The 22,978-nt window shown below is 66.3% G+C and carries 24 protein-coding genes; 13 read left to right on the forward strand and 11 right to left on the reverse strand.

The window, feature by feature from the left end; translation table 11 throughout:
* Positions 1-2: 2 nt before the first annotated feature.
* The gene (locus tag NOF53_RS24320; RefSeq protein ID WP_255973772.1) at positions 3-692 is read right to left on the reverse strand and encodes an iron-dependent transcriptional repressor DtxR; all 690 of its coding nucleotides are present in this window, start codon (positions 690-692) and stop codon (positions 3-5) included.
* Positions 693-825: 133 nt separating this feature from the next.
* On the opposite strand from NOF53_RS24320, the gene NOF53_RS24325 reads away from it, so the two are divergent.
* Positions 826-2,097, forward strand: coding sequence for an acetoin utilization protein AcuC (locus tag NOF53_RS24325; protein ID WP_255973653.1), 1,272 nt, complete (start codon positions 826-828; stop codon positions 2,095-2,097).
* Entirely contained in the window at positions 2,090-4,765 is a 2,676-nt protein-coding gene (locus NOF53_RS24330; RefSeq protein ID WP_255973655.1) for a bifunctional acetate--CoA ligase family protein/GNAT family N-acetyltransferase, read from the forward strand. Before NOF53_RS24325 ends, NOF53_RS24330 begins: the two co-directional genes overlap by 8 nt.
* A gap of 108 nt (positions 4,766-4,873) precedes the next feature.
* On the opposite strand, the gene NOF53_RS24335 is transcribed toward NOF53_RS24330, so the two are convergent.
* The 3 genes from NOF53_RS24335 to NOF53_RS24345 form a co-directional block, all read right to left on the reverse strand.
* Positions 4,874-5,845, reverse strand: coding sequence for a sigma-70 family RNA polymerase sigma factor (locus NOF53_RS24335; protein ID WP_255973657.1), 972 nt, complete (start codon positions 5,843-5,845; stop codon positions 4,874-4,876).
* 166 nt (positions 5,846-6,011) lie between these two features.
* On the reverse strand, positions 6,012-7,490 hold the full coding sequence (locus tag NOF53_RS24340) for a DUF7782 domain-containing protein (RefSeq protein WP_255973660.1): 1,479 nt from the start codon (positions 7,488-7,490) through the stop codon (positions 6,012-6,014).
* A 30-nt stretch (positions 7,491-7,520) separates the two neighbouring features.
* Positions 7,521-7,880 carry a DUF3099 domain-containing protein gene (locus tag NOF53_RS24345; protein WP_255973663.1) on the reverse strand — a complete coding sequence of 120 codons (360 nt, stop codon included), beginning with the start codon at positions 7,878-7,880 and terminating at the stop codon, positions 7,521-7,523.
* 86 nt (positions 7,881-7,966) lie between these two features.
* Between NOF53_RS24345 and NOF53_RS24350 the strand changes: the two genes are divergently transcribed.
* The gene (locus tag NOF53_RS24350) at positions 7,967-8,203 is read left to right on the forward strand and encodes a DUF3039 domain-containing protein (protein WP_185729341.1); all 237 of its coding nucleotides are present in this window, start codon (positions 7,967-7,969) and stop codon (positions 8,201-8,203) included.
* Here the strand turns inward: NOF53_RS24350 and NOF53_RS24355 are convergent.
* The gene (locus tag NOF53_RS24355) at positions 8,176-9,390 is read right to left on the reverse strand and encodes a YihY/virulence factor BrkB family protein (protein ID WP_255973669.1); all 1,215 of its coding nucleotides are present in this window, start codon (positions 9,388-9,390) and stop codon (positions 8,176-8,178) included. The genes NOF53_RS24350 and NOF53_RS24355 overlap by 28 nt on opposite strands.
* A 215-nt stretch (positions 9,391-9,605) precedes the next feature.
* Here NOF53_RS24355 and NOF53_RS24360 point away from each other — a divergent pair, with 215 nt between their 5' ends.
* Positions 9,606-11,381, forward strand: a complete 1,776-nt coding sequence (locus NOF53_RS24360; RefSeq protein ID WP_374212663.1) for a DEAD/DEAH box helicase — start codon at positions 9,606-9,608, stop codon at positions 11,379-11,381.
* A 105-nt stretch (positions 11,382-11,486) separates the two neighbouring features.
* Here NOF53_RS24360 and NOF53_RS24365 read toward each other — a convergent pair whose 3' ends face one another.
* The gene (locus NOF53_RS24365) at positions 11,487-11,681 is read right to left on the reverse strand and encodes a DUF7455 domain-containing protein (RefSeq protein WP_255973672.1); all 195 of its coding nucleotides are present in this window, start codon (positions 11,679-11,681) and stop codon (positions 11,487-11,489) included.
* Between the two features lie 262 nt (positions 11,682-11,943).
* On the opposite strand from NOF53_RS24365, the gene NOF53_RS24370 reads away from it, so the two are divergent.
* The 3 genes from NOF53_RS24370 (at position 11,944) to NOF53_RS24380 (ending at position 14,046) form a co-directional block, all read left to right on the forward strand.
* The gene (locus NOF53_RS24370; RefSeq protein ID WP_255973674.1) at positions 11,944-12,297 is read left to right on the forward strand and encodes a DUF952 domain-containing protein; all 354 of its coding nucleotides are present in this window, start codon (positions 11,944-11,946) and stop codon (positions 12,295-12,297) included.
* Positions 12,298-12,383: 86 nt separating this feature from the next.
* Complete coding sequence (locus tag NOF53_RS24375) at positions 12,384-12,866, forward strand: cation:proton antiporter regulatory subunit (protein ID WP_255973676.1); 483 nt, start codon at positions 12,384-12,386, stop codon at positions 12,864-12,866.
* Positions 12,867-12,873: 7 nt separating this feature from the next.
* Entirely contained in the window at positions 12,874-14,046 is a 1,173-nt protein-coding gene (locus NOF53_RS24380) for a cation:proton antiporter (RefSeq protein ID WP_255973678.1), read from the forward strand.
* A 108-nt stretch (positions 14,047-14,154) separates the two neighbouring features.
* On the opposite strand, the gene NOF53_RS24385 is transcribed toward NOF53_RS24380, so the two are convergent.
* The gene (locus tag NOF53_RS24385; protein WP_255973680.1) at positions 14,155-15,531 is read right to left on the reverse strand and encodes an RNA polymerase sigma factor; all 1,377 of its coding nucleotides are present in this window, start codon (positions 15,529-15,531) and stop codon (positions 14,155-14,157) included.
* Between the two features lie 121 nt (positions 15,532-15,652).
* Complete coding sequence (gene ppgK, locus NOF53_RS24390; RefSeq protein WP_255973682.1) at positions 15,653-16,405, reverse strand: polyphosphate--glucose phosphotransferase; 753 nt, start codon at positions 16,403-16,405, stop codon at positions 15,653-15,655.
* A 158-nt stretch (positions 16,406-16,563) separates the two neighbouring features.
* Between ppgK and NOF53_RS24395 the strand changes: the two genes are divergently transcribed.
* A complete protein-coding gene (locus NOF53_RS24395; protein WP_308213865.1) occupies positions 16,564-17,463 on the forward strand; it encodes an inositol monophosphatase family protein in 900 nt (299 codons plus the stop codon).
* Positions 17,464-17,474: 11 nt separating this feature from the next.
* On the opposite strand, the gene cei is transcribed toward NOF53_RS24395, so the two are convergent.
* On the reverse strand, positions 17,475-18,155 hold the full coding sequence (gene cei / locus NOF53_RS24400) for an envelope integrity protein Cei (protein ID WP_255973684.1): 681 nt from the start codon (positions 18,153-18,155) through the stop codon (positions 17,475-17,477).
* Positions 18,156-18,633: 478 nt separating this feature from the next.
* Between cei and NOF53_RS24405 the strand changes: the two genes are divergently transcribed.
* The gene (locus NOF53_RS24405) at positions 18,634-18,936 is read left to right on the forward strand and encodes a DUF4193 domain-containing protein (protein ID WP_255973686.1); all 303 of its coding nucleotides are present in this window, start codon (positions 18,634-18,636) and stop codon (positions 18,934-18,936) included.
* A gap of 93 nt (positions 18,937-19,029) precedes the next feature.
* Here NOF53_RS24405 and NOF53_RS24410 read toward each other — a convergent pair whose 3' ends face one another.
* Positions 19,030-19,545, reverse strand: a complete 516-nt coding sequence (locus NOF53_RS24410) for a DUF3093 domain-containing protein (RefSeq protein ID WP_255973688.1) — start codon at positions 19,543-19,545, stop codon at positions 19,030-19,032.
* A gap of 35 nt (positions 19,546-19,580) precedes the next feature.
* On the opposite strand from NOF53_RS24410, the gene dut reads away from it, so the two are divergent.
* Both dut and NOF53_RS24420 read left to right on the forward strand, forming a co-directional pair.
* The gene (gene dut / locus NOF53_RS24415; protein ID WP_255973689.1) at positions 19,581-20,102 is read left to right on the forward strand and encodes a dUTP diphosphatase; all 522 of its coding nucleotides are present in this window, start codon (positions 19,581-19,583) and stop codon (positions 20,100-20,102) included.
* A gap of 2 nt (positions 20,103-20,104) precedes the next feature.
* Positions 20,105-20,947 carry a DUF3710 domain-containing protein gene (locus NOF53_RS24420; RefSeq protein WP_255973691.1) on the forward strand — a complete coding sequence of 281 codons (843 nt, stop codon included), beginning with the start codon at positions 20,105-20,107 and terminating at the stop codon, positions 20,945-20,947.
* Between the two features lie 5 nt (positions 20,948-20,952).
* On the opposite strand, the gene NOF53_RS24425 is transcribed toward NOF53_RS24420, so the two are convergent.
* Positions 20,953-21,666, reverse strand: coding sequence for an alpha/beta fold hydrolase (locus NOF53_RS24425; protein ID WP_255973693.1), 714 nt, complete (start codon positions 21,664-21,666; stop codon positions 20,953-20,955).
* 136 nt (positions 21,667-21,802) lie between these two features.
* On the opposite strand from NOF53_RS24425, the gene NOF53_RS24430 reads away from it, so the two are divergent.
* Together NOF53_RS24430 and NOF53_RS24435 are read left to right on the forward strand one after the other, a co-directional pair.
* Positions 21,803-22,180: an OB-fold nucleic acid binding domain-containing protein gene (locus NOF53_RS24430; protein WP_255973778.1), complete on the forward strand. Its 378-nt coding sequence runs from the start codon at positions 21,803-21,805 to the stop codon at positions 22,178-22,180.
* A gap of 28 nt (positions 22,181-22,208) precedes the next feature.
* Positions 22,209-22,913 carry a DUF3159 domain-containing protein gene (locus NOF53_RS24435; RefSeq protein WP_255973695.1) on the forward strand — a complete coding sequence of 235 codons (705 nt, stop codon included), beginning with the start codon at positions 22,209-22,211 and terminating at the stop codon, positions 22,911-22,913.
* The last annotated feature ends 65 nt before the right edge of the window (positions 22,914-22,978 follow it).

Here is a 22,978-nt window from a genome sequence, read left to right on the forward strand (position 1 = left end):
GATTATCCCTGAACCTTCACCTGAACGGCGTGCGCCATCTCTTCGGAAAGGTCGAATCCGCTGTGACCGGGCACGGTGATCGTGACCGACCCCGGTTTGGTCTCGACTGTCACGCGGGCGTCCGGAACCACGCCCGCCTCACGCAGCTGACCGATGACATCCGGATCGGACTGCACGTGCTCGGCAAGGCGCCGCACGACCACCGCTGTCGGCTTGCCGGGGGGCACGTCCGTGAGGCGGATGAGGGTCTCCGGCGCGTCCACCGGCCGGTCGAGACCGAGCTGCGAGAGCCCGGGAATCGGATTTCCGTACGGCGAGGTGGTGGGGTTGTTGAGCACCTCCACCAGACGCCGCTCGACCTCTTCGCTCATCACGTGCTCCCAGCGGCACGCCTCGGCGTGTACTTCTTCCCACTTCAGGCCGATGATGTCGACCAGGAGGCGCTCTGCCAGGCGGTGCTTGCGCATCACCGACACCGCGAGTTCGCGGCCCTTCTCCGTCAATTCGAGATGGCGATCACCGGCGACCAGGAGGAGGCCGTCACGTTCCATCCGGGCGACGGTCTGGCTCACCGTCGGGCCACTCTGCTCCAGTCGTTCGGCAATCCGTGCTCGAAGCGGGACGACGCCCTCTTCTTCCAAGTCGTAGATCGTCCGGAGGTACATCTCCGTGGTGTCGACCAGATCCTTCACACTCACACCCCTTCGTCTTCGCCGATTCTACCGGTCATCGACTCTCTGCGGCGCGCTCCCTCCCACAGCGCGCCGGGGCAGGTCCCTGTGGGGTCTGCTCGCACCGCCCACGGAGGACCAGTAGCGTGAGTTCATGACCGCGTCGTTCAGTTCCGGGGAGGATTCGGCTGCAGTGGCATCGAACCGTGTAGTCGTGTGGAGTCCGGACTATCTCAGCTACCGGTGGAGTGCGGACCACCCGATGAATCCCACTCGGCTCGAGCTCACCATGTCGCTCGCGCGGGCGCTGGGCACGCTCGAGGGCGCAGAGCTCGTTCGCCCTGACGCAGCATCCGACGCAGATCTGTTACGCATCCACACCCCCGGATACGTCGAGGCGGTCAAACAGGCCGGGCACTCGAACGCATCGGGTGTGCTGGGCGCGGACGCCCCCTACGGGCTCGGCACCGAGGACAACCCGGTGTTTCCCCAGATGCACGAGGCGAGTGCCATCCTCGCCGGTGGCTCTCTCGCTGCGGCACAGGAGATCGCGTCGGGGCGCACACGCAGAGCGGTGAGTATCGGCGGGGGAATGCACCACGCGATGCCCGGCTGGGCTTCCGGTTTCTGTGTGTACAACGATGTGGCCATCGCCATTTCCTGGTTGCTGGACAACGGGTTCGACCGCATCGCCTACATCGATGTGGACGCTCACCACGGGGACGGTGTCCAGCACGCCTTCGCGGGCGATCCGCGAGTCCTGACCGTCTCGTTGCACCAGCATCCCGCGACGTTGTGGCCCAACACCGGGTGGTCCAGTGAAGTGGGCGAGGGTGCGGGGGAGGGCACCTCGATCAACCTCCCGGTTCTGCCGGGGACGGTGGATGCGCTGTGGCTCAGGGGTTTTCATGCCATCGTTCCCGGTGCAATCGCCGCGTTCCGCCCTCAGATCGTGATCAGCCAATGTGGCGTCGACAGTCATCGGGAGGATCCGCTCGCCGATCTGGCGCTGACGGTCGACGGTCAGCGCGCGGCGTTTCTCGCGATGCGTGACCTCGCGGATCGGTACGCGGAGGGTCGTTGGCTGGCAGTCGGCGGCGGCGGCTACGGTCTCGTGCGGGTGGTTCCGCGGTCGTGGACACACCTCATCGCCGCGGCCCTGGACCGCGAGATCGACACCGGCACCCCGGTGCCCGAGGTGTGGCGGGAGCAGGCCTCTGCTCTCGCACCGAGTGTCGACCTACCCGAGACGATGGGTGACAGCGGTGAGGTCGATTACCTGCCCTGGGACGGACCGGGTGGCACACCGGAAACGGGAAACCCGTCGGTCGACCGCGCACTGACCCGCATCGACTCCGCAGTCATCGCCACCCGCCGGGCCTGCTTCCCGCTACTCGGCCTCGACCCGGAGGATCCTCGTGACTGAATCGACGGACAGCGCACCGGATGCCGCGCACGACTACCCGCACCACTGGGTGGTCGATGTGCTGGCAGCGGACGGCGGCGCCGTGGCGCTTCGGCCGATCGTGCCGGAGGACGCCGAGAAGCTGATCGCGTTCCACGCGAAGCTGTCCGAACGTACGCGGTATCTGCGCTATTTCGGGCCGTACCCCACCATGTCGCAACGGGACGTCGTGCATTTCACCACGGTCGACCACAAGAACCGGGTGGCATTCGTGGTGGTGCTCGGCGACGAGATCATCGCCGTCGGGCGCTACGAACGGCTTCTCGGTGAAGGGGACGGCAAGTCGGCGGAAGTGGCGTTCGTCGTCGCCGACGCGCACCAGGGGCGGGGCCTCGGGCCGATCCTCCTCGAGCATCTCGCCGGGGCGGCAGCGGAAAACGGGCTCACCATGTTCGTCGCCGAGGTTCTCGCGGAGAACCGCAACATGGTCACCGTGTTTCGTGAAGCGGGTTACCAGGTCAGTCGCAGCTTCGAGGGCGGGGTGCTGAAACTCGAATTCGCGATAGACCCCACCGAAGCCATGGTGTCGGTTCGCAATTCCCGTGAACGGGCGGCCGAGGCGCGCAGCATGCGGAATGTGCTCAGTCCGCGGTCGGTTGCGGTGATCGGTGCCTCCACCGACAGCGCCAAGGTCGGGCACGCGGTGCTCACCAACCTCCTGCGGGCCGGGTTCACCGGACCCGTGTACCCGGTCAATGCCGAGCATCGTTCAGTCCAGGGCGTGCGGGCGTACCCGACCGTCCGCGACATTCCCGACGAGGTGGATCTCGGGGTGGTCGCCGTCCCCGCCGAGTCGATCAGCGCGGTTCTGGACGACTGCCTGGACAAGGGCGTCAAGGCGCTCGTCGTGGTCTCGTCCGGATTCAGCGAGACCGGCCTCGACGGAAAGCAGTCCGAGAGGCGCCTCGTCCACGCGGCCCGGGCGCACGGGATGCGGCTTATCGGGCCCAACGCACTCGGGGTGGCGAACAACGACACCGCGGTGTCCCTCAACGCCACTCTCGCACCCGTGCTGCCCAGCCCGGGCAACGTCGGATTCTTCTGCCAGTCCGGTGCGCTCGGAATCGCCATCCTGGACGAGGCCGCGCGCAGCCGAATCGGTCTGTCGGCCTTCGTCTCGGCCGGTAACCGGGCAGACGTCTCGGGGAACGATCTTTTGCAGTACTGGGACTCCGACCCGGCCACCGAGGTGGTCCTGCTCTATCTCGAGAGTTTCGGTAACCCGCGCAAATTTTCGCGAATCGCTCGTCGCGTCGCCCGCAACAAGCCGATCGTCGCGGTGAAGAGTGGCAGGCACGCCGTTCCCCCGGCACTGGCGGCGACGGGCGTCGAGATGGACGATTCGATCGTGCGGGCACTGTTCGAGCAGGCCGGTGTCGTGCAGGTGGGATCGATCTCCCAGTTGTTCGACTGCGCCCTTCTGTTCGGCTATCAGCCGCTGCCGGCGGGGCCTCGGCTCGCTGTGGTCGGAAACTCCACCGCGTTGGGGGTGCTGGCAGCAGATGCGGCGCGCAGCGAGGGTTTGCACGTCGGCGACCCGGTGGACCTCGGCCCGCAGGCGGGACCGGACGAGTTCGCCAGCGCGGTGCACACGGCGCTGTCCTCGGCCGATGTCGACTCGGTCATCGCGGTCTTCGTTCCGCCCGTAGCTATTCCCGTCGAACCTTTCGCCCAGGCGCTGAAGCAAGCCGTTCGCGACGCCGACAAGCCGGTACTGACGACGTTCCTCGCCGCGGAGGGCGTCCCGGACGTCCTGGCGGTGCGGGACGAGGACGGGCATCCGACCCGGGGTTCGGTTCCGTCCTATCCGGGGCCGGAAAGGGCCGCGCTGGCGCTCGCGCGCGCCTGGCGTTACGCCGCATGGAAGAGCAAACCCTCATCGAAGGTCGTGCGACCCGCCGGAATCGATCCAGAGAAGGCCAAATCGATGGTGGACACCTGGTTGTCCACCTCGTCGGGGCGGTGGTTGTCGGATTACGAGGCAGCGCAACTCCTCGCGTGTTACGGAGTCGAAGTGGTGGAATTCCGGTCGGCCACCACCGAGGAAGAAGCGGTCGTCGCGGCCGACGAGCTCGGCTACCCGGTGGCGGTGAAAGCGACCGGTGAGCAGTGGCGCCATCGCCCCGACCTGGGGGGTGTGCGGCTCGACCTCGTCGGCCCCGAGTCGGTGCGGCTGGCCTATCGCGACCTGGCCGCCGCTTCTGGTGAACCACTACTTCACGTGCAGCGAATGGCAACGAAAGGAATTGGCTGCGTGGTCGGCGTTCAGGATGACCCGTCGTTCGGCTCGCTCATCTCGTTCGGGCTCGCCGGCGTGATCTCCGACCTCCTCGGGGACCGCGCCTACCGGGTGCTGCCGCTGACCGAGGACGCGGCCACCGAACTGATCGATGCACCGAAGGCTGCACCGCTGCTGTCGGGGTACCGGAGTGCGGTGCCGGTGAACAAGTCGGCGCTCGTCGACCTCGTGCAGCGGATCTCTGCGCTTGCCGACGATCTTCCCGAGGTGCGGGAACTGGCCTGCGAACCCGTTCTGGCCTCCGCCGAGGGCGCTCAGATCACCGACTCGCGGGTGCGAATCGGGCCGGAACCGAGCTTCGCCGATCTGGGACCCCGCAGGCTGCGCTGAACCTTTCCGCCGTCCATTCGTCACGATCACGGACCGCGGAGCGACCGCGGACGTGACGATGCCGGTGCCGGTCTGGGCGACCGACACCGGCACCGGGTCGACAATGGATCAGCTGGCGTAGGACCGCAGCCGCTCCGCGCGATCGCCCTGACGGAGCTTGCCCATTACTTCACGCTCTATCTGGCGGACCCGCTCGCGGGAGAGCCCGAAGAGCTTCCCGATCTGATCGAGGGTCCGCGGCTGACCGTCGTCGAGTCCGTACCGCAAACGGATCACTTGCTGCTCGCGCTCGTCGAGGGTGGCGAGGACGCTGCGAACGTCGCTGTGCAGAAGACCGGCGATGACGGCGTTCTCCGCCGATGTAGCCTCCGAGTCTTCGATGAAGTCGCCGAGCGGGGCCTCTTCGTCGTTGCCGACCGGCATGTCGAGGCTGACCGGGTCGCGGCTGTGGTCGAGGAGATCCGCGATCTTGTGTGCGGGGATGCCCGACTCCTCTGCCAGTTCGTCGTCGGTTGCCTCACGGCCGAGTTGCTGGTGCAGTTCACGCTTGATGCGGGCGAGTTTGTTCACCTGCTCGACGAGGTGCACTGGCAGCCGAATCGTGCGGCTCTGATCGGCCATGCCCCTGGTGATGGCCTGACGGATCCACCACGTCGCGTACGTCGAGAACTTGAAGCCCTTGGAGTAGTCGAACTTCTCCATCGCCCGGATCAGGCCCAGATTGCCTTCCTGGATGAGGTCGAGCAAGGGCATGCCGCGGCCCGTGTAACGCTTGGCGAGCGAGACGACGAGACGCAGGTTCGCCTCGAGCAGATGCGCCCTGGCCGACTGTCCTTCGCGGACGATCGCTGCAAGGTCGCGCTTCTTCGCGGGGGACAGTCGCTTGCCGGTCTCGAGAATGTGCGCGGCGTACAGCCCAGCCTCGATTCGCTTGGACAGCTCTACCTCGTCTGCGGCCGTCAGCAGAGCAGTGCGACCGATCCCGTTCAGGTAGACGCGGACCAGGTCGGCAGCGGGGCTCTGGGCGTCCAGATCGGCGGCGCTGGGGCGAATGCGAGTAGTGGTGCTGGGGCTTGTCATGACTTGCCTCCTCATCGGTGGTGTCTCATAGGGAACAACGCTCCGGCCGGCACGGAAAGTTCCCGGAGACTTTTCGACAGGAGGGCTCTGACCTGCGCGTTCCCGCGTCGGGTCCTGAGAAGTTGCTGAGAACACGTATAAGGGGAACGGCGACGGAACCGAATGGCTACGCCGGCAGGACCAGACCGTGCCGTACGAGGGAGTGCACGAGCGGTATCGCCGACTCCGCGAGATCGGCGGCATCCGTGTCGTGCGCGGCGGCCAGGAGTTCGATCAGTTCTTCCAGCACAAGGCCGTCGCTGCGCATCCCTGCGACGAGTGAGGCAACCAGGTCGTCGATCTCGTGCTGCCAGGCAGGCCCGTTTCCGCGATGCAGGCGCGCCACTACCTGCGTCCACCCCTCCTCGCCGGGCAGAAATACCCGCTCGAGCGCTGTGCTTTCCTGCACCTGGAAGCGAGCCGTGAGTACGTCGTTCTGCCGCAGCCACGCCACCCGGTCGAAGTAGGCGAGAGCCTCGGCTCCCAGCGGATCGTCGAAACCATGCGTCAGATCCTCGGCCAGGAGATCGCTCGGTGCGTCCGTCCGGCGCAGGTAGACGAATCCGAAGCCGACCCCTTCGACGTCGGCGCTGTCGAGATGGTCGAGCCATTCCTCGGCCGTCACGGCAGCGGACGGGTCCTTGGTGTCCAGTCCGCCGTCGCGCATCCAGGTGCCCACGTAGAGGGCGGGGTCGGCCACGTCACGCTGGACGACCCACGCGTCGATGCCGTGGGCCGGCAACCACGACGCCACCCGGGTGCGCCAGTCCTCGCCCGCGACGTGGACCCAGGACGCCAGGAGCGCTGCGGTGCCCCCCGGAGCCAGGTAGTCGGGGGTCCGGGAGATCATCAGTTTGCTCGCGCCGTCTAGGTCGAGGCCGGAGTCCCGATAGGTGTGGCCCACCGTCGCTCGGCTGACGACGAAGGGGGGATTTGCGACGACCTGGTCGAAAGTGCGGCCCTCGACCGGATCGAACCACGATCCGGTCAGCAGTTCGACGTCCTCTTCATTGAGGGCCATGGTGACTGCCGTCAGATCGACCGCCCTGCCGTTGAGATCGGTCGCGGTGACCGACTGCGAATAGGACGTTCCGTGCAGGGCTTGGATGCCGCACCCCGTTCCGATGTCGAGCAGAGTTCGGACGGGCGCAGTCGGAGTGGCCTGCAGCAAGGACAGGGATGCGTGGCCTACCCCGATGACGTGGTCGATTGCAGCGTCGCGGGGGCGCATCGACCCGTCGAGATCGGAAAGCACCCACCGGTTTCCGGCACCGGTGTCGATGGGCCGCAGGTCGAGTGCCGCGCGGACCATCCCCGCGTCGCGCCCCAGGAGACCCGCGTCGACCGCTGCCTCGACGTCGAGAGGATCGAGCGCCGCCGCGACCTCCACGGTGGGGCAGTCGTCGCCCAGTAGAAATAGCCGGATCAGCGTTCCGAGATCACCGCAGCCGGCGCTGGCTCGGCGGACCGGCACCGGCTCGTTACGACTGAGGGCGGCATGGATGTCGGGTCCGAGCGTAGCGAGCAAGGTGTCGGTGTCATACCGATTGCGACGAAGAGCTTCGCGCAGGGGAGGGCAGATCGATAGCAGCGTGTTCCGGTTCACCCGTGCATTGTGGCAGTTCGTGTGGCGGTGTCAGCCTTCGATCGTTCGGTGCGGCGGCGCCGGCAGAGCGGTGGACGACGCGTCCCGATGGTCGTATCGACTCGGTTCGTCCTTGGTCCGCGGTGGCCGGTCGTTCGCGATGAGGACCGCGATCCAGGGCAAGGGAATGGACAGTCCGATGATCGCCATGGAGATCCAGGCGTTGCCCCAGATGCCGTATGCCACCGCCGAGAAGATGAGCGCAGGGAAGCGGAACGACATGATGATCAGGTACTTACGGACACGCGCGCGGTGCTGATCCTCGATGGATCGCGCCGCTTCGGTGATGAGAACCGGGTTGTTCGGTGAGCCGGCTTCGCCTGATGCGCCGAACCCTGCACTTCGGGCCATGCCTCCACTGTTCCACTGTCGGGGAACAAATGCACACAGCGGGTCGGAGGGGTGGGATCGTCGGGCAGTTGCGGCATTATTGAGGGGTGAGCACTCAAACAAAGGAACGGCCCGACGTCACTACTGACGAGTCGACCGATGACGACACCCCCAAGGTCTTCCACTATGTGAAGAAGAACAAGATCGCCGAGAGCGCGGTGATGGGCACACACGTCGTCGCTTTGTGCGGCGAGGTGTTTCCCGTCACCAAGTCCGCCAAGCCGGGATCACCCGTCTGCCCCGACTGCAAGAAGATCTACGAGGGGTTGCGCAAGGGCGACTGAGGCGTCGGCCCGGGTCGCACACCAGGGGGCTCGGGGGTTTCTTCCCGCAGGACCCGGCCTTTGGGGCTGTCGTCTCTCGGCGGAGTCGGCGCGGCGTCCTCGTCGAACGCCTGTGGGTCGGCGGCCTGATGCCTGCCGCCCGGACGGCTGCGGTCTCCGATGATGTTGATCGGCCCCGTGGCGATGCGGCGGGTGAGGTTGGTCACCGGGCCCGCCGACGGCGAACTGTCGGCCTGCGCGGCGATCCAGTCCCGCATCTGATCGATGCGGGTCGCGCGTGCGGGCCAGAACTCCTGAATGGTCGCGTTGAACTCGGCGCCGAGCACCACGGCGAAACCGAGGAAGAAAGTGAACAGCAGGAAGGCGATCGGGGCTGCGAGCGCCCCGTACGTGTATCCGGTCCCGGTCGCCCAGCTCAGGTACCGCCGCAGGCCCGTGCTGGCCCCGAGGAAGAACACTCCCGCGACGAGTGCGCCACCGAGCAGGCGGTGCCAAGGCAACGACTTCGGAAGCGCCACCTTGTACAGGGTGGTCAGCCCGATGATCATCAGCAGGCCGACACCCGGGTAGTAGAACGTGTCCACGATCTCCGTTCCGATGGTGCGCCATGCCTCGGGGAGAACCTGGCCGACCAGAGTCGGCCCCAGCGCCACCAGTGGCAGGGTGAACACCGCGAGGACGAGAAATGCCACGTACAGCAGCAACGCGAACACCCGCTGCCAGACGGGGTGGCGTGCCTCCTGCTGCCCATGCGCCTCCACGATCGAGTCCACGAACGTCGAAATCGCGGACGACCCAGCCCACAGCGAGAGCAGGAAGCTCATGGACACGATCTCGGGACGACCCTGACGGAGCACGTCGCCGACCGTCGGGCGGATGATCTCCTCGACCACGCTGTCGCTGAATACAGTGCCGCTGAAGGTGATGATCTTGGACTGGATGATGTCGACGGTGTCCGGACCGAACCATCCACCTACGTAACCGAGCATCCCGAGAAGCCCCAGCAGAAGCGGGGGCAACGAGAGCGTCTGCCAGAACGCCGCGGTCGCGGCCTTCGCGAAAATGGAGTCGTCCCACGCCGCGCTCACCGTGTGTCGGATCACACTCAGCGTCCGGCGTAGCGGATGCCACCGCGCTCGGTGTCGGGCGGCACCGCTCTCCGACGTCTTCGCGGGTGTTTCGCTCATGATTCCTCCAGCATCCCTGACGACACGCCCGGTTGCCCACCGCTGTGTTCCTCGTGTTGCAAAGAATCTGCCGCTGCAGGACGTCGCGAATGCGGATCGAGTCGGATGCGGGCGCTAGGCTCCTTGACGGACAGCACCTTCGGGGGCTGACCCTCAACACGTCGGACGGACACGAGGAGTGCAGCAAACAGTGCCATGTCAGCGGAGGGCCGCCAGTGAGTGCTGAGACCGTAGGTCCCGGGGCGGCGCAGATAGTGGGCACCGAGGCGTATCTCGCTCAGACCGAACCAGCTCGACCGGCAGCAGGGTCACTGCGCGCGTGGCAGCGCCGCGCCCTGACCAAATACCTGTCCACCGGTCCGCGCGATTTCCTCGCGGTCGCAACGCCGGGCGCCGGTAAGACGACCTTTGCCCTGCGGGTGGCGTCGGAACTGCTCCGTGATCGCACGGTCGACCAAGTGACGGTGGTCGCGCCCACCGAACACCTCAAGCACCAGTGGGCCGAGTCGGCCACCCGCAACGGGATCGCGCTGGACTCCTACTTCTCGAACTCGACCGGGCAGACCTCGAGCGACTATCAGGGGGTGGTCGTCACCTACGCACAGGTGGCTTCCCACCCGTTCAAGCACCGGGTCCGCACCGAAAGCCGACGGACTCTGGTGATTCTCGACGAGATCCACCACGGCGGCGACGCGAAGAGCTGGGGAGATGCGATTCGTGAAGCTTTCGGCGACGCCACGCGCCGCCTCGCGCTGACCGGAACGCCGTTCCGAAGCGACGACAGCGCTATCCCCTTCGTGACGTACGAACCCGACCGCGAGGGCCTCCTCCGGTCGAAGGCCGACCACTCGTACGGATATTCCGACGCCCTGGCAGACGGCGTCGTCCGACCTGTCGTGTTCCTCGCATATTCCGGTGAGGCCCGGTGGCGGAACAACGCGGGCGAGGAATTCTCGGCACGACTCGGCGAGCCGCTCAGCGCCGAACAGACCGCGCGTGCCTGGCGGACGGCGCTCGACCCTGCAGGTGACTGGATTCCGGCTGTGCTGCACGCCGCCGACACCCGGCTCGGACAGCTACGTGCAGGTGGCATGCCCGACGCGGGCGGACTCGTCATCGCCACCGATCAGACGGTCGCTCGCGCGTACGCGCAGACCTTGACCGCCGTGACCGGCGAAGAACCGGTCGTCGTTCTCTCGGACGACCCGACGGCCTCGAGGCGGATCGCGGAGTTCGGCGCAAGCACCCAGAAGTGGATGGTCGCCGTCCGCATGGTGTCCGAGGGTGTCGACGTTCCGCGTCTGGCTGTCGGCGTCTACGCCACCAGTGCGTCCACCCCTCTCTACTTCGCGCAGGCGATCGGACGGTTCGTGCGGTCGCGGCGCAAGGGCGAGACCGCCAGCGTCTTCCTTCCGTCGGTGCCCGTGCTGCTCGACCTGGCCAGCCAGCTCGAGGCGCAGCGAGACCACGTGCTGGGGAAGCCACATCGTGAGAAGGAAGGGTTCGACGACGACCTCCTCGCCGACGCCAACAAGCAGAAGGACGAGCTCGGGGAAGACGAGAAAGCGTTCACCTCGATCGGCGCCGATGCGGAACTCGATCAGGTGATCTACGACGGATCGTCCTTCGGGACGGCTACCTTCTCGGGTTCGGACGAGGAGGCGGATTACCTGGGGTTGCCGGGACTCCTCGACGCCGAGCAGATGCGTGCGCTTCTTCGTCAACGCCAGCAGGAGCAGATCAACAAGCCGGAAGCCCCGGCTGCCGTTGCGCCGCCGGTTCCGCAGGTTGCCGAGCGAGCCGCAGCAGCCGGACAGCTCGCGCAGCTCCGTCGCGAGTTGAACAGTCTCGTCGCGATGCACCACCACAGGACCGGTAAGCCGCACGGCACCATTCACGGCGAACTTCGTCGTGTGTGTGGTGGACCGCCGACGGCCATCGCCACCGTAGAGCAGCTCACCGACCGGATCGCGACCCTCCGGCAGTGGTAGGTCGGTGAATATGCGGAGCTGACACAGAAGAGACCGGCGAGTGGAGCACTCGCCGGTCTCTGTTCTGAAGAGGTGAGCCTGGGACGGGTCACCCGGGCTGACGTATCAGATTGCAGGTTCGGCTTCGGACACGATCGTGGCGTTCATCTCGCGAAGACGGTCTGCGTGCTCGTTGGCGTGGTGACCGCAGAAGAGCAACTCTCCTCCGGTGGGGAGTACCGCGCGAACGCGAGCTCCCGCACCGCACCGGTCGCAGCGATCGGCTGCGGTCAACGGGGGGCTGGTCAGTGTTCCGGGCATGACTCCTCCGTACTGGCTTTCGGCTGATGCCGAGTTGCCTGGGGCCTGGTCCGCCGCGTCGGGGTGGCGCGGTGAATCTACTCTGTCAGACGTTTGCGGTTTACGCGTTGTTCCCGTAGGCGTTTCACAGTGTTGCATCACACACGAAACAGCTCAAAAATCAGCACAACAGCCCGTGAAGAGGGCAGATGTGAACAGACTCCGCGGTATGAGTTCGCTGACAGCTGATTCGCCGGACTTGTTGGAACGCTATTCTCGCCGAGTGAATTCCGAACAGCCGCTCGTGCATATCTGTAGCCGCGACGACTGGCAGGTGGCGACCCGTAGCGGGCGGCGGGTACCCGAGACGTTCGGCGCCGACGGATTCGTCCACCTCTCGACCCCGGCTCAGGTGCATCTGCCCGCCAACAGGCTCTTCGCGGGGCGCACGGATCTGGTGGTGCTGTGGCTCGATCCGACGGCCCTCGGCTCGCCGGTGAAGTGGGAGCCCGGAGTCCCGACCGACCCCTCCTCGATGCGCTTCCCCCACCTCTACGGGCCGTTGCCCTCGGCCGCGGTGATGGCGGTGGAGCACTACCGGCCAGGTGCCGACGGCCGGTTTTCCGCTCTGGCGTGATCGAGAATGCGAGTTGCGCCCGTAACGGGAACGCGACTCTCGCGCGCCCACCGCGGCCAAATCCCCCGCGGGACTAACGTGGAGATATGAACGTAGAAGTGACGCCTCTACCGGGTATCGGAGTACGTAAGGACTTCGTTCTCGCTTCCGGTCGTCGTATCGGTGTCGTCAGCCATCGTGACGGTCGGACAGACCTCATCGTCTCGAAGCAGGACGACCCCGACGCATGCGCCGCGTCCCTACCGCTGAGTACCGAGGAAGCGGCGGTTCTCAGCAATTTGCTGGGGGCGCCGCAGCTGGTGGCCCAGTTGGAGGAGGAGCATCGCGACCTCCCGGGGATCCGCACGAAGCAGCTCTACATCAAAGAAGGATCCCGATTCGACGGTCGTCCGCTCGGGGACACTGCGATGCGCACCCGGACCGGCGTCTCGATCGTCGCGGTGATGCGGGCGGGTCAGGTGTACCCGTCACCGAAGCCGGACTTCATGCTCACATCGGGCGATCTTCTCGTTACCGTCGGAACTACAGAGGGACTGGACGCAGCGGCCAAGCTCCTGGCCAACGGCTGACAGCCCCGTGAACACCACCACGCTCGCGCTCATCGAACTGGGCGCGGTGTTCTTCGCGCTCGGCCTTCTCGGCCGTCTGGCTGCACGATTCGGTATGTCGCCGATCCCGTTCTACCTCTTGGGCGGATTGTGTTTCGGCAGTGGGGGATTCGTCCCACTCGGGGACATCAGTGAGTTCAGCCATATCGCCAGCGAGATCGGTGTCGTGCTGCTGCTGTTGCTCCTCGGACTGGAGTACACGGCCTCCGAGCTCGTCACCGGTTTGCGCCGATCGTGGATGGCGGGTGTCGTCGATCTGGTCCTCAACGCGGCGCCCGGTGCCGCGGTCGCCCTTTTTCTCGGTTGGGGGACCACCGGGGCCGTGGTGCTGGGCGGCGTCACCTATATCTCGTCTTCGGGCATCATCGCGAAGGTACTGACCGATCTCGGCCGCCTCGGCAACCGGGAAACTCCTGTCGTGCTGTCCATCCTCGTGTTCGAGGACCTCGCGATGGCGGTCTACCTGCCGATCCTCACCGCTCTGCTCGCCGGTGTCAGTTTCGCCGGTGGCCTCGAAGCGGTCGGTATCTCGCTGGTCGTGATTTCGGTCGTCCTCGTGATCGCGCTGCGGTACGGACGTTACGTCTCTGCTGTACTGGACAGCCCGGACAGCGAGACGTTGTTGTTGAAGTTGCTCGGCGCCGCCCTGTTGATCGCCGGAATCAGTTCGGCTATGCAGGTTTCTGCCGCGGTGGGAGCCTTCCTTCTCGGAATTGCGATTTCCGGTTCCACCGCGCACAACGCGAGTCGTGTCCTCGAGCCGCTCCGCGACCTTTTTGCCGCCATGTTCTTCGTGGTGTTCGGGCTCAGTACGGATCCGATGGCGATTCCCCCGGTCCTCGGCTGGGCCGCCCTGCTGGCGGTCATCACAGCCCTGACGAAGATGATCACCGGTGCGTGGGCGGCCAAACGGCAGGGCGTCGGCCGCCTCGGCCGCGCCCGAGCCGGGGTGGCACTGATTGCGCGGGGTGAGTTCTCGATTGTCATCGCCGGACTCGCTGTGTCCGCCGGCGCGGTGGAGGGCAAACTGGTCGCCCTCGCTACGGCCTACGTTCTCTTGATGGCTGTTATCGGACCCATCGCGGCCCGGGTGGTCGAACCAGTCGCCGAGACCTGGCTGCGCGTACGAGCAAGCACCTGACGACGCCTGATACGAGTCGCTGCGGCGCGACAGCAACTACGCGGACATCAATACGGCGATGCCCCCGAAACTCGGAAGTTCGGGGGCATCGCCGTGCAATGTGTGCGCCTAGTCCAGGTAGTCGCGCAGGACCTGGGACCGGGACGGGTGCCGTAGCTTCGACATCGTCTTCGACTCGATCTGACGGATGCGTTCGCGCGTCACGCCGTACACCTGCCCGATCTCGTCGAGGGTGCGAGGCTGTCCGTCGGTCAACCCGAAGCGGAGCCGGACGACACCTGCCTCGCGTTCGGACAGCGTCTCGAGTACCGATTGCAGCTGATCCTGCAATAGCGTGAACGACACCGCGTCGACGGCCACGACAGCTTCGGAGTCCTCGATGAAGTCACCGAGCTGGCTGTCGCCCTCGTCGCCGATGGTCTGGTCGAGGGAGATGGGCTCACGGGCGTACTGCTGGATCTCCAGCACCTTCTCCGGCGTGATGTCCATTTCTTTCGCGAGCTCTTCGGGGGTGGGTTCGCGACCCAGATCCTGGAGCAGCTCCCGTTGGATGCGGCCGAGCTTGTTGATGACCTCCACCATGTGTACCGGGATACGGATGGTGCGTGCCTGGTCCGCCATGGCGCGGGTGATGGCCTGGCGGATCCACCACGTGGCGTAGGTCGAGAACTTGTAACCCTTGGTGTAGTCGAACTTCTCGACTGCACGGATGAGGCCTAGGTTGCCCTCCTGGATGAGGTCGAGGAAGGCCATACCGCGACCGGTGTAGCGCTTGGCCAAGGACACCACGAGGCGAAGGTTCGCCTCGAGTAGATGGTTCTTGGCGCGGTTGCCGTCGCGGCAGATCCAGCTCATGTCGCGGCGCTGGGCGGCGGGGAGCTTCTCGCCTGAGTCGGCGAGCTCCTGCATGATCTGCGTGGCGTACAAGCCCGCCTCGATCCGCTTGGCGAGCTCCACCTCCTCCTCGGCGTTCAGGAGGGCGACCTTGCCGATCTGCTTCAGGTAGGCGCGGACCGAGTCGGCCGAGGCCGTCAGTTCGGCGTCCTTACGAGCCTGGCGGAGCGCCTCCGACTCTTCCTCGTCCCAGACGAAGTCGCCGGATGCCTTGTCCTTGTCGGACGGCTCCTCGGTTTCGTCTTCCTCGCCGACTGCGACTACCTCGACGACATCGGATTCGACCTCGGCGAGGTCTCCTTCGGTGATGTCGATGTCCTCGATGTCCGCGACATCCTCGTCGGGACCGTCCTCACCGTCGCCGGTCTTGCCGGACGTGGCCTTCTTGCCGCCCGCCTTCTTTGCTGCTGCTTTCTTGGCAGGAGCCTTCTTTGCCGCCGCTTTCTTGGCGGGAGCCTTCTTGGCCGGAGCCTTCTTCGCGGGAGCTTCCTCGGCTGCGGGAGCAGTTCCGTCGGCTGCCTCTGCGACTGGTGCTTCCGGTCCTGACTCTGAAGTCGAATCAGCAGTCTGACGTGTATCGGTGGCTGCCACGTACGCCCTTTCGTGACGGTGTCGTGCGGCGTCACGCCAGAGTGGTCATCCGGCGGAGAGGTCTACTGGTTTTGCCGGCGCGCAGCCGGGCTCTTCCATTGTAACGACCTATCCGAAACAGTTACGGAGCGATGCCCGTTTCGACCGCCAGAGCAGCGCCGACGATGCCCGCCGTGTTGAGGAGGGCAGCAGGTACGACGGTGGTCCGGTTGGTGAGATGCGGGATCCACTTCTCGTGTTTGCGGCTGATACCGCCGCCGGCGATGAACAAGTCGGGCCACAGGAGGTCTTCGAAGCGCGTCAGCACTCGAGACACCTCGACGGCCCATTCCTTGTACGAAAGATCTTTGTCTTCCTTCACCGAGGACGCCGCGCGATGCTCGGCCTCCTTGCCGTCCACTTCCATGTGCCCGAACTCGGTGTTGGGAAGGAGGACGCCGTCGTGCAGGATCGCCGATCCGATGCCCGTGCCGAAGGTGAGCAGGATGATGACACCCTTGGCGTCCCTACCGGCGCCGAGGGCGTCCTCGGCGATCCCGGCGGCGTCGGCGTCGTTGAGGACGGTGACCGTCCGTCCACCGAGCGCTTTCCCGAACAATGCCCGGGCGTCCGTGCCGATCCACTTTTTGTCGATGTTCGCCGCGGAGCGTGCGACTCCGCCGGTGACCACGCTCGGCAGGGTGATTCCGACCGGTCCGTCCCACGACGCCTGGCGAACGATCTCGGCGACCGTGTCGGCGACGGCCTCCGGCGTGGACGGTTGCGGAGTGAGGATCTTGATCCGATCCCCGATCAACTTGCCGGTTTCGAGGTCCACCAGACCACCCTTGACGCCGCTGCCTCCGACGTCGACACCGAACCCGGTCTTGGTCATGGCGTTTTACTCCTCCGTGTCGACTGCGGCGTGCTCTTCCTACGCTCCTGCTGATCGTCACACTAACGGGTGCGGCTCGGTTCGGAGGTGGATGACACGGAGCCCCACCGGGCCTCCAGCGGTGGTGGGAGGCAGTCGAAGTGTGATCCGATGGGTGAGTGCATGCACCCCAGAGTCGAGACACTGCCCGAGGCCACGCCGACGCCGATCCGCAACACCTGCTCGAGGTTGCGGTGGCGGTCGCGCAGGAGGCCGCAGCTCATGTCCGCGCCCGACGACCGGAGGTGTTCGGCCTCGTCGGGAGCCGCGTGGGCTCCGGCGACTCCGTGGCGTCGAAGAGCAGTCCCACCGATCCCGTGACGGTGGTGGACACCGAGGCAGAAAACGTGATCCGGGAACGCCTCGCGCAGTGGCGTCCCGTTGACGCGATTCTGGGGGAAGAGGGTGGGGGAGAAGCGGATTCCCTCGACGGCGTGCGGTGGGTGGTGGATCCGATCGACGGCACGGTGAACTTCTTGTACGGCGTCCCGGCCTACGCCGTGTCGGTCGCGGCCCAGATCGACGGAGTGTCGGTCGCCGGGGCGGTGGTCGACGTGGCGGCGCATACGACGTATTCCGCCGCGTTGGGCAGCGGTGCCACCATGACGGATGGGGAGGGCCGCGTGAGTGAACTGCGCTGCAACCCCGTCAGCGAGCTGTCGATGACTCTGCTCGCCACCGGGTTCGGATACGGCGCAGGCAGGCGTGCGGTTCAGGGTGCGCTCATCCGCGACGTCCTGCCGCGGGTGCGGGACATCCGGCGCATCGGTTCGGCGGCCCTCGACCTGTGCATGGTCGCTTCAGGCCGGGTGGACGCTCACTTCGAGCACGGGTTGAGCCCCTGGGACTGGGCTGCCGGATCGCTGATCGCCGCGGAGGCGGGAGCACGGGTGCGTGTCCCTTCGCCGCACACCCCCGGTACGGACGGGGAGATCGTCGTCGCTGCCGCCCCCGGCATCGCCGACGCCCTCGACGAACTGTTCGCGGAGGTCGGGGTCGACCGGCCGATCCCGGAGTAACGAAGTCTGGATCAGCAGCGGGCGGTACGAGCGGCCTTCAGCAGGTCGATGTCGAGCGGGGCGGGCTGGGTGCCGGGGGGCGGATCCTTCAGGGAGCGCAACACCTCTTCGGCGTCTGTGTTCGGCGAAATCTTCCGGAAGTAGGTGCCGAGTGCGAGATCGACGGTGTCGTCAGGGCGTGCATCCTGGATCAGTTCCGCGCAGGGTGCCACCAGCCAGACGGCACTCGCGGCGGCGAGACCGTGAGGACCGAACCGCAGCTGCCCTTGGCACTGCATGTTCTGGTCGAGATAGATCGGGTCGTTGCCTACCTGGACGTCGGGCGCGCTCGCGAATCCGTAGTCGCTCAGCTGCGCGGCCACCTGGGCCGCCTGACCGTGCTCGCCGTTCGCGTTGAACACGCGCACCTTGGTCGCGGACAGCGCGGCCGGGTCGACGTCCCGGAGCGTCGAAGCGTCCACCTTCTCGCCCAGCGTCTGCTGCGGCGGATCCGCCGGCTGTGCCGCAGGTGCGGGCGCATTGCAATCCACGGTGGTGGCGAGATCCTCGTCCTCGCCGAGAATGCCGGCCCACACCACGGCGCCGAGTAGGGCGAGAACCGTGAACACCACGAGAACGGGCAGCGCCCGTCGTCGCCGGAACGGCCGACCGTTCTCGTCGCGCGAGCTGCCTTCGGTGATCAGTGAAACCACAGTGTGCCTCGACCTCTCCTACGAACAGCGCTGGGTACGTTCCGCCCGTACAGCGCATCGGTTCAGGGCCCGGCCACACGTCGTGGCGCAGGTTCGGCACCTACCTTAGATCCCACCCGTGTCATATACCCGTACCCGTCCCTGTTGTGGAATGTCACAGCTTGCTGTGGTGTTGGTGACGATTAGCAGACAATTTGCGCGATCGGTGGATTCGGTTACGACTTTTGTACTCCCTTCGGCTACTGTCTGGCGGCCCCAGTCGTTAAAAGCACGCGCGACGAGGGCGACAGAAGAGACGAAGTGAGGCGCACGTCATGTTCCCGGGAGCTGGTTCCGGGCACTTACCCACCTGCTGCAGCGTTGTGCAGCCGCAGGGTGTGATCTGCGCCGAGGCGGTTTTCGTGTGGACGATCGACCAACTCGAAGTCGACGGACCCGCGGGGCCGGGATACATGAAAGAAGATGAGGGGAAGACGACATGGCAACTGACTACGACGCACCGCGGCGAACGGAGTCCGACGAGGTTTCGGAGGATTCGCTGGAGGAGCTCAAGGCGCGACGCAATGAGGCTCAGTCGGCTGTCGTCGACGTAGACGAAACCGACACCGCGGAATCGTTCGAACTCCCGGGCGCCGACCTGTCGGGCGAGGAGCTCTCGGTGCGGGTCGTCCCCAAGCAGGCCGACGAGTTCACCTGTTCGAGCTGCTTCCTCGTGCATCACCGCAGCCGCCTCGCCACCGACGCCGGTGGAGTGCTGGTGTGCAGGGACTGCGCAGCCTGACGGACGAGTGCATTTGACGGACGGTGGGATCACCACCGTCCGTTCAGTGTGCCTGGGGAACGGACCGTTCAGTGTGCCTGGGGAACGGACCGTTCAGTGCGCCTGTGGGCGCACGCGATCGATGGCGGCCAGCAATTCGGCGGGCCGCCGGGTGCTGATCAACCAGTAGGGCGTCGGGTCCTCGGGGTCGTCGAGGACGATCAAGGCCATCGTCTTCACCCACACGCGGTGCTGGACGAACGCCGCCGGGTCGAGCTGCCGTCCGAGCGCTGCACTCTTGGCGGACGCCGGGACTTGGGCAACACGCGCAATCACGTTCACCGGCAGATGAGCCTGTCCGACGCGGAGGTGGACGCCGTCGGCCTCGTCGACGAGTTCCACTCTGGTTCTGCTGAGCCACACCACTCCCCAGAGCGGGAGGGGAAGCAGTAGAAGGTAGGGCAGCCAGGAGCGGATACCGGGCGCTCCCATGTGCACTTCCGCAGCGAGCAATCCCGCCACGAAGAGTCCCGCGATCCACCACCAGACGGGCACCCACAGGCGTTCCGAGTACAGCGTCGGCGAGGTGCGGTCGGTGGGCGCGACTTTGGGCCGGGACGTTTCTGACACGCCACCAGGATAGTCGCTGTCTGCGAGTAGGCTCGGTGCACGTGAGCGACCTATCTCCCGGCCTTCCTCTCGGAGGAACTGCAGCCCTTCCGCCCGTTGCCCTTCAACGGCTGGACCCAGCCATACCGGTACCACGCCGCGTGCACGACGGCGACGCCGGTGTTGACCTGTGCAGTACTACCGATGTCACCCTCGAGCCCGGTCAGCGCGCCCTCGTCGGAACGGGCATCGCGATCGCACTGCCCGTGGGTACTGTCGGCCTGATTCATCCTCGGTCAGGGCTGGCTGCGAAGTCGGGACTGTCGGTGGTCAACACACCCGGCACCATCGACGCGGGGTACCGCGGTGAAATCAAGGTCTGCCTGATCAACCACGATCGCGAGACGCCGATCGAGATCCGCCGCGGCGACCGCATCGCACAACTGCTGGTGCAGCGTGTGGAGTTGGTGTCCTTCGTCGAGGTGGAGTTGCTCGACGGCACCACACGTGGCACGGACGGACACGGGTCGAGTGGGGGCCATGCCAGCCTCGTCGGCAAAGCCAGAGAAGGAGCCTGATCATGTTCGGACGCCGCAAGAAGAACCAGGCCGAGGACGATCATCCCGCTTTCTTCGCCGACGCCGATGCGGGAAGCCCCGCTGACGACTACGACGAGATGGGCACCGGCGACGACTACGACGCGGTCGGTGACCTGGACGGTGGCCCCTACGATGCCGACGACCTCGAGGCGGACTCCGACCTCACAGTGGGGGAGGTGGGGACCCGGCTCGATCTCGGTTCGGTTCTCGTCCCGATGCCGCAGGGCGCCCAGTTGCAGGTCGAGATGGCGCCCGATGGTTCGCCGCAGGCCGTTCATCTCGTCACCCAGCACGGACGGGTCACGGTCGCGGCGTACGCCGCACCCAAGTCGCCCGGCCAGTGGCGGGAAGTGGCCGGCGATCTCGCCGAATCACTGAGGGGCGACAACGCGGCCGTCAGCATCGAGAACGGACCGTGGGGGCGAGAGGTTGTCGCTGTGACGCCGAACGCCGACCTGCGCTTCATCGGCGTCGACGGTTACCGGTGGATGGTGCGTTGCGTCGTCGCCGGTCCCAGTGGCGCAAACACCGCCGACTCGGACCTGGTTGCCACGGCGCGGGCCATCCTGCGGGACACCGTGGTCAAGCGGGGAACCGAACCGCACCCGGTACGCACCCCGTTGCCGGTCGTCCTGCCGCAGGTCCTCGCCGAGCAACTCGCAGCGGCGCACCAGCAGCAGTTGGCCCAGCAGCAAGCCGGGACGCAACCACCGACGGCTCCCGCGCAACCCCAGAACAGGCAGCCGGAACCGCCTGCCGCCCCGAGTCCGCCGCAACAGCGGCGCGGCGAATCCGGGTCGGCGATGCAGCAGCTGGGCCGCTGACGAACTCAGGACAGGCGCAGCACCGAGTCCAGTGCGCGCAGACTTGCGTATCCGAGTACCGCCGGGTCCGCGCCGACCTCGTCGAGCGACACGGTTACCAAGGCGGCGTGCGGTAGCCGAGTGGCCCACGTCCGGGCCACCTCGATGGGGTGAACGGCGTCGTCGGTGGCCGCAGCGATGCCGACCGGCACGTCTATCCGTCGGAGGTCGTTTTCGCCGGGGCCGTGGTATCGCGACGCCTCGTCCAGGGCTGCCGGAAGATGCGGCCATTGCGACCGCCACGACTTCGCCAGTTCACGTCCGAGCCAAGGCGGGCTCGAGGCGACCATGTCGGCGGTCACCCGTTCGAGGCCGTCCGCTCGCAGGCGGGCCGCGGTGAACCGCGCGCTTGCGGCCGCGGGTGCATCATCGGCGCAACCGGTCCAGGCCGGTAGTGCCGCCAGCACACCGGCCACCTGATCGTGGTGAGCGGCGGCCCACTGCAGCGCAACAGCGGCCCCGATGGAGACTCCACCGACGAGAATCGGTTCATCGGTCGAGGCGGCAGCGTCGAGTGCATCCACGTAGCTTCCGACGACCCTGCGAGGGTCCGGGTCAACGGCCAGCGTGCGCACACCACGGAGGGCAAGTGGCTCGGTGAAGGCGCGTGCGACGAAGTCCGCATCGGATCCCGTTCCCGGGAGAACCACGGCCGTGCGTGGCCGGTAGGTCGAGGGCATGAGGTGATCTTGCCTGGTCCATCACGGTGCGACTCCGGTGGTGTGGTTGCCGCGAAGTATTGGGTCTACAGTGGCGACTACACAGCCCTACGAGCGGCGCGAAGATCTCGTGCCGCACATGCTCCAGGAGCGCGCAATGGCACCCGCCACGGCAGGATATTTTCGTCGGCTCACTCGCAGGCTCACCGAAGACCTCGAGCAGCTTGACGCCGAGGAAATGGCTGAGACGTCTCAGGCGTCCGGCGCGCAGCGCGCCTGCGACTGCAGCCGCGGTGAGGAAGTAACCATGCTGGGACGGCTCCGCAGCGTCGAGGCGTGTCCCAAGTCCGGCAATGCCAGCATCGAAGCGGAGTTCTTCGACGGCACCGAACAGGTCAAGCTGGTCTGGATCGGGCGACGCAGGATTCCGGGTATCGAACCTGGTAAAACCCTGTTGGTGCGTGGTCGAGTGGGCGACCGCGGCGGCCAGAAGGTGATCTTCAACCCTTACTACGAGTTGCGGGGCGAATCGTAGCTCTCGTTTGGTGTGGCACTCTCGTCGAGTGACCGAAACGAAGCAGCAGTCCGTCCTCGAGCAGCTCGGTGGGTTCAGCGGGCTGATCTATTCCACACTGCCCATCCTCGTCTTTGTTCCGGTCAACGGGGTGTGGGGTCTGGGCCCGGCCATCTGGGCCGCCCTCGGGGTTGCGGTGGCGATACTCGTCTGGCGGATCATTCGGCGCAGTCCCGTGCAACCGGCCATCTCCGGTTTCTTCGGTGTCGGCATTTCTGCTTTCATCGCCTATCGCACCGGTGACGCGAAGGGCTACTTTCTGTTCGGGATCTACACCAGCCTCGCGTACGCGGCGGTGTTCCTGGGCTCGATTCTTGTGCGCTGGCCGATCGTCGGCATCATCTGGGGCTTCTTGAACGGTCACGGGAATGTGTGGAGACGACACCGAGGCGCAGTGCGGGCCTACGACGTGGCGACAGCAGCCTGGGCGTTGGTTTTCGGTGCCCGGTACCTCGTGCAGTCGCAGTTGTATGATTCGGATCACACCGGCTGGCTCGCCGTGGCGCGCATCGCGATGGGGTGGCCGCTCGCCGGACTGGCACTGCTGGTAACGATTTGGGCGGTACGGCGCGCTGATCGGATCGTCGAGCCGGGGCCCACGGAGGCTGCGGAGCCGAGCGACGATACGGAGGCTGCGGAGCCGAGCGACGATACGGAGGCGGGTGGGCCGCGCGAGGATCCACGGTCCCCTTAGGGCGGCAGGTGTGGATGTAAAGTGTTGCCGCGCCCGATGTTCCGGCCGTCAATTAGGTCCAGAGT

Source organism: Rhodococcus tibetensis (assembly GCF_024438035.1).
Taxonomy (GTDB): domain Bacteria; phylum Actinomycetota; class Actinomycetes; order Mycobacteriales; family Mycobacteriaceae; genus Rhodococcus_F; species Rhodococcus_F tibetensis.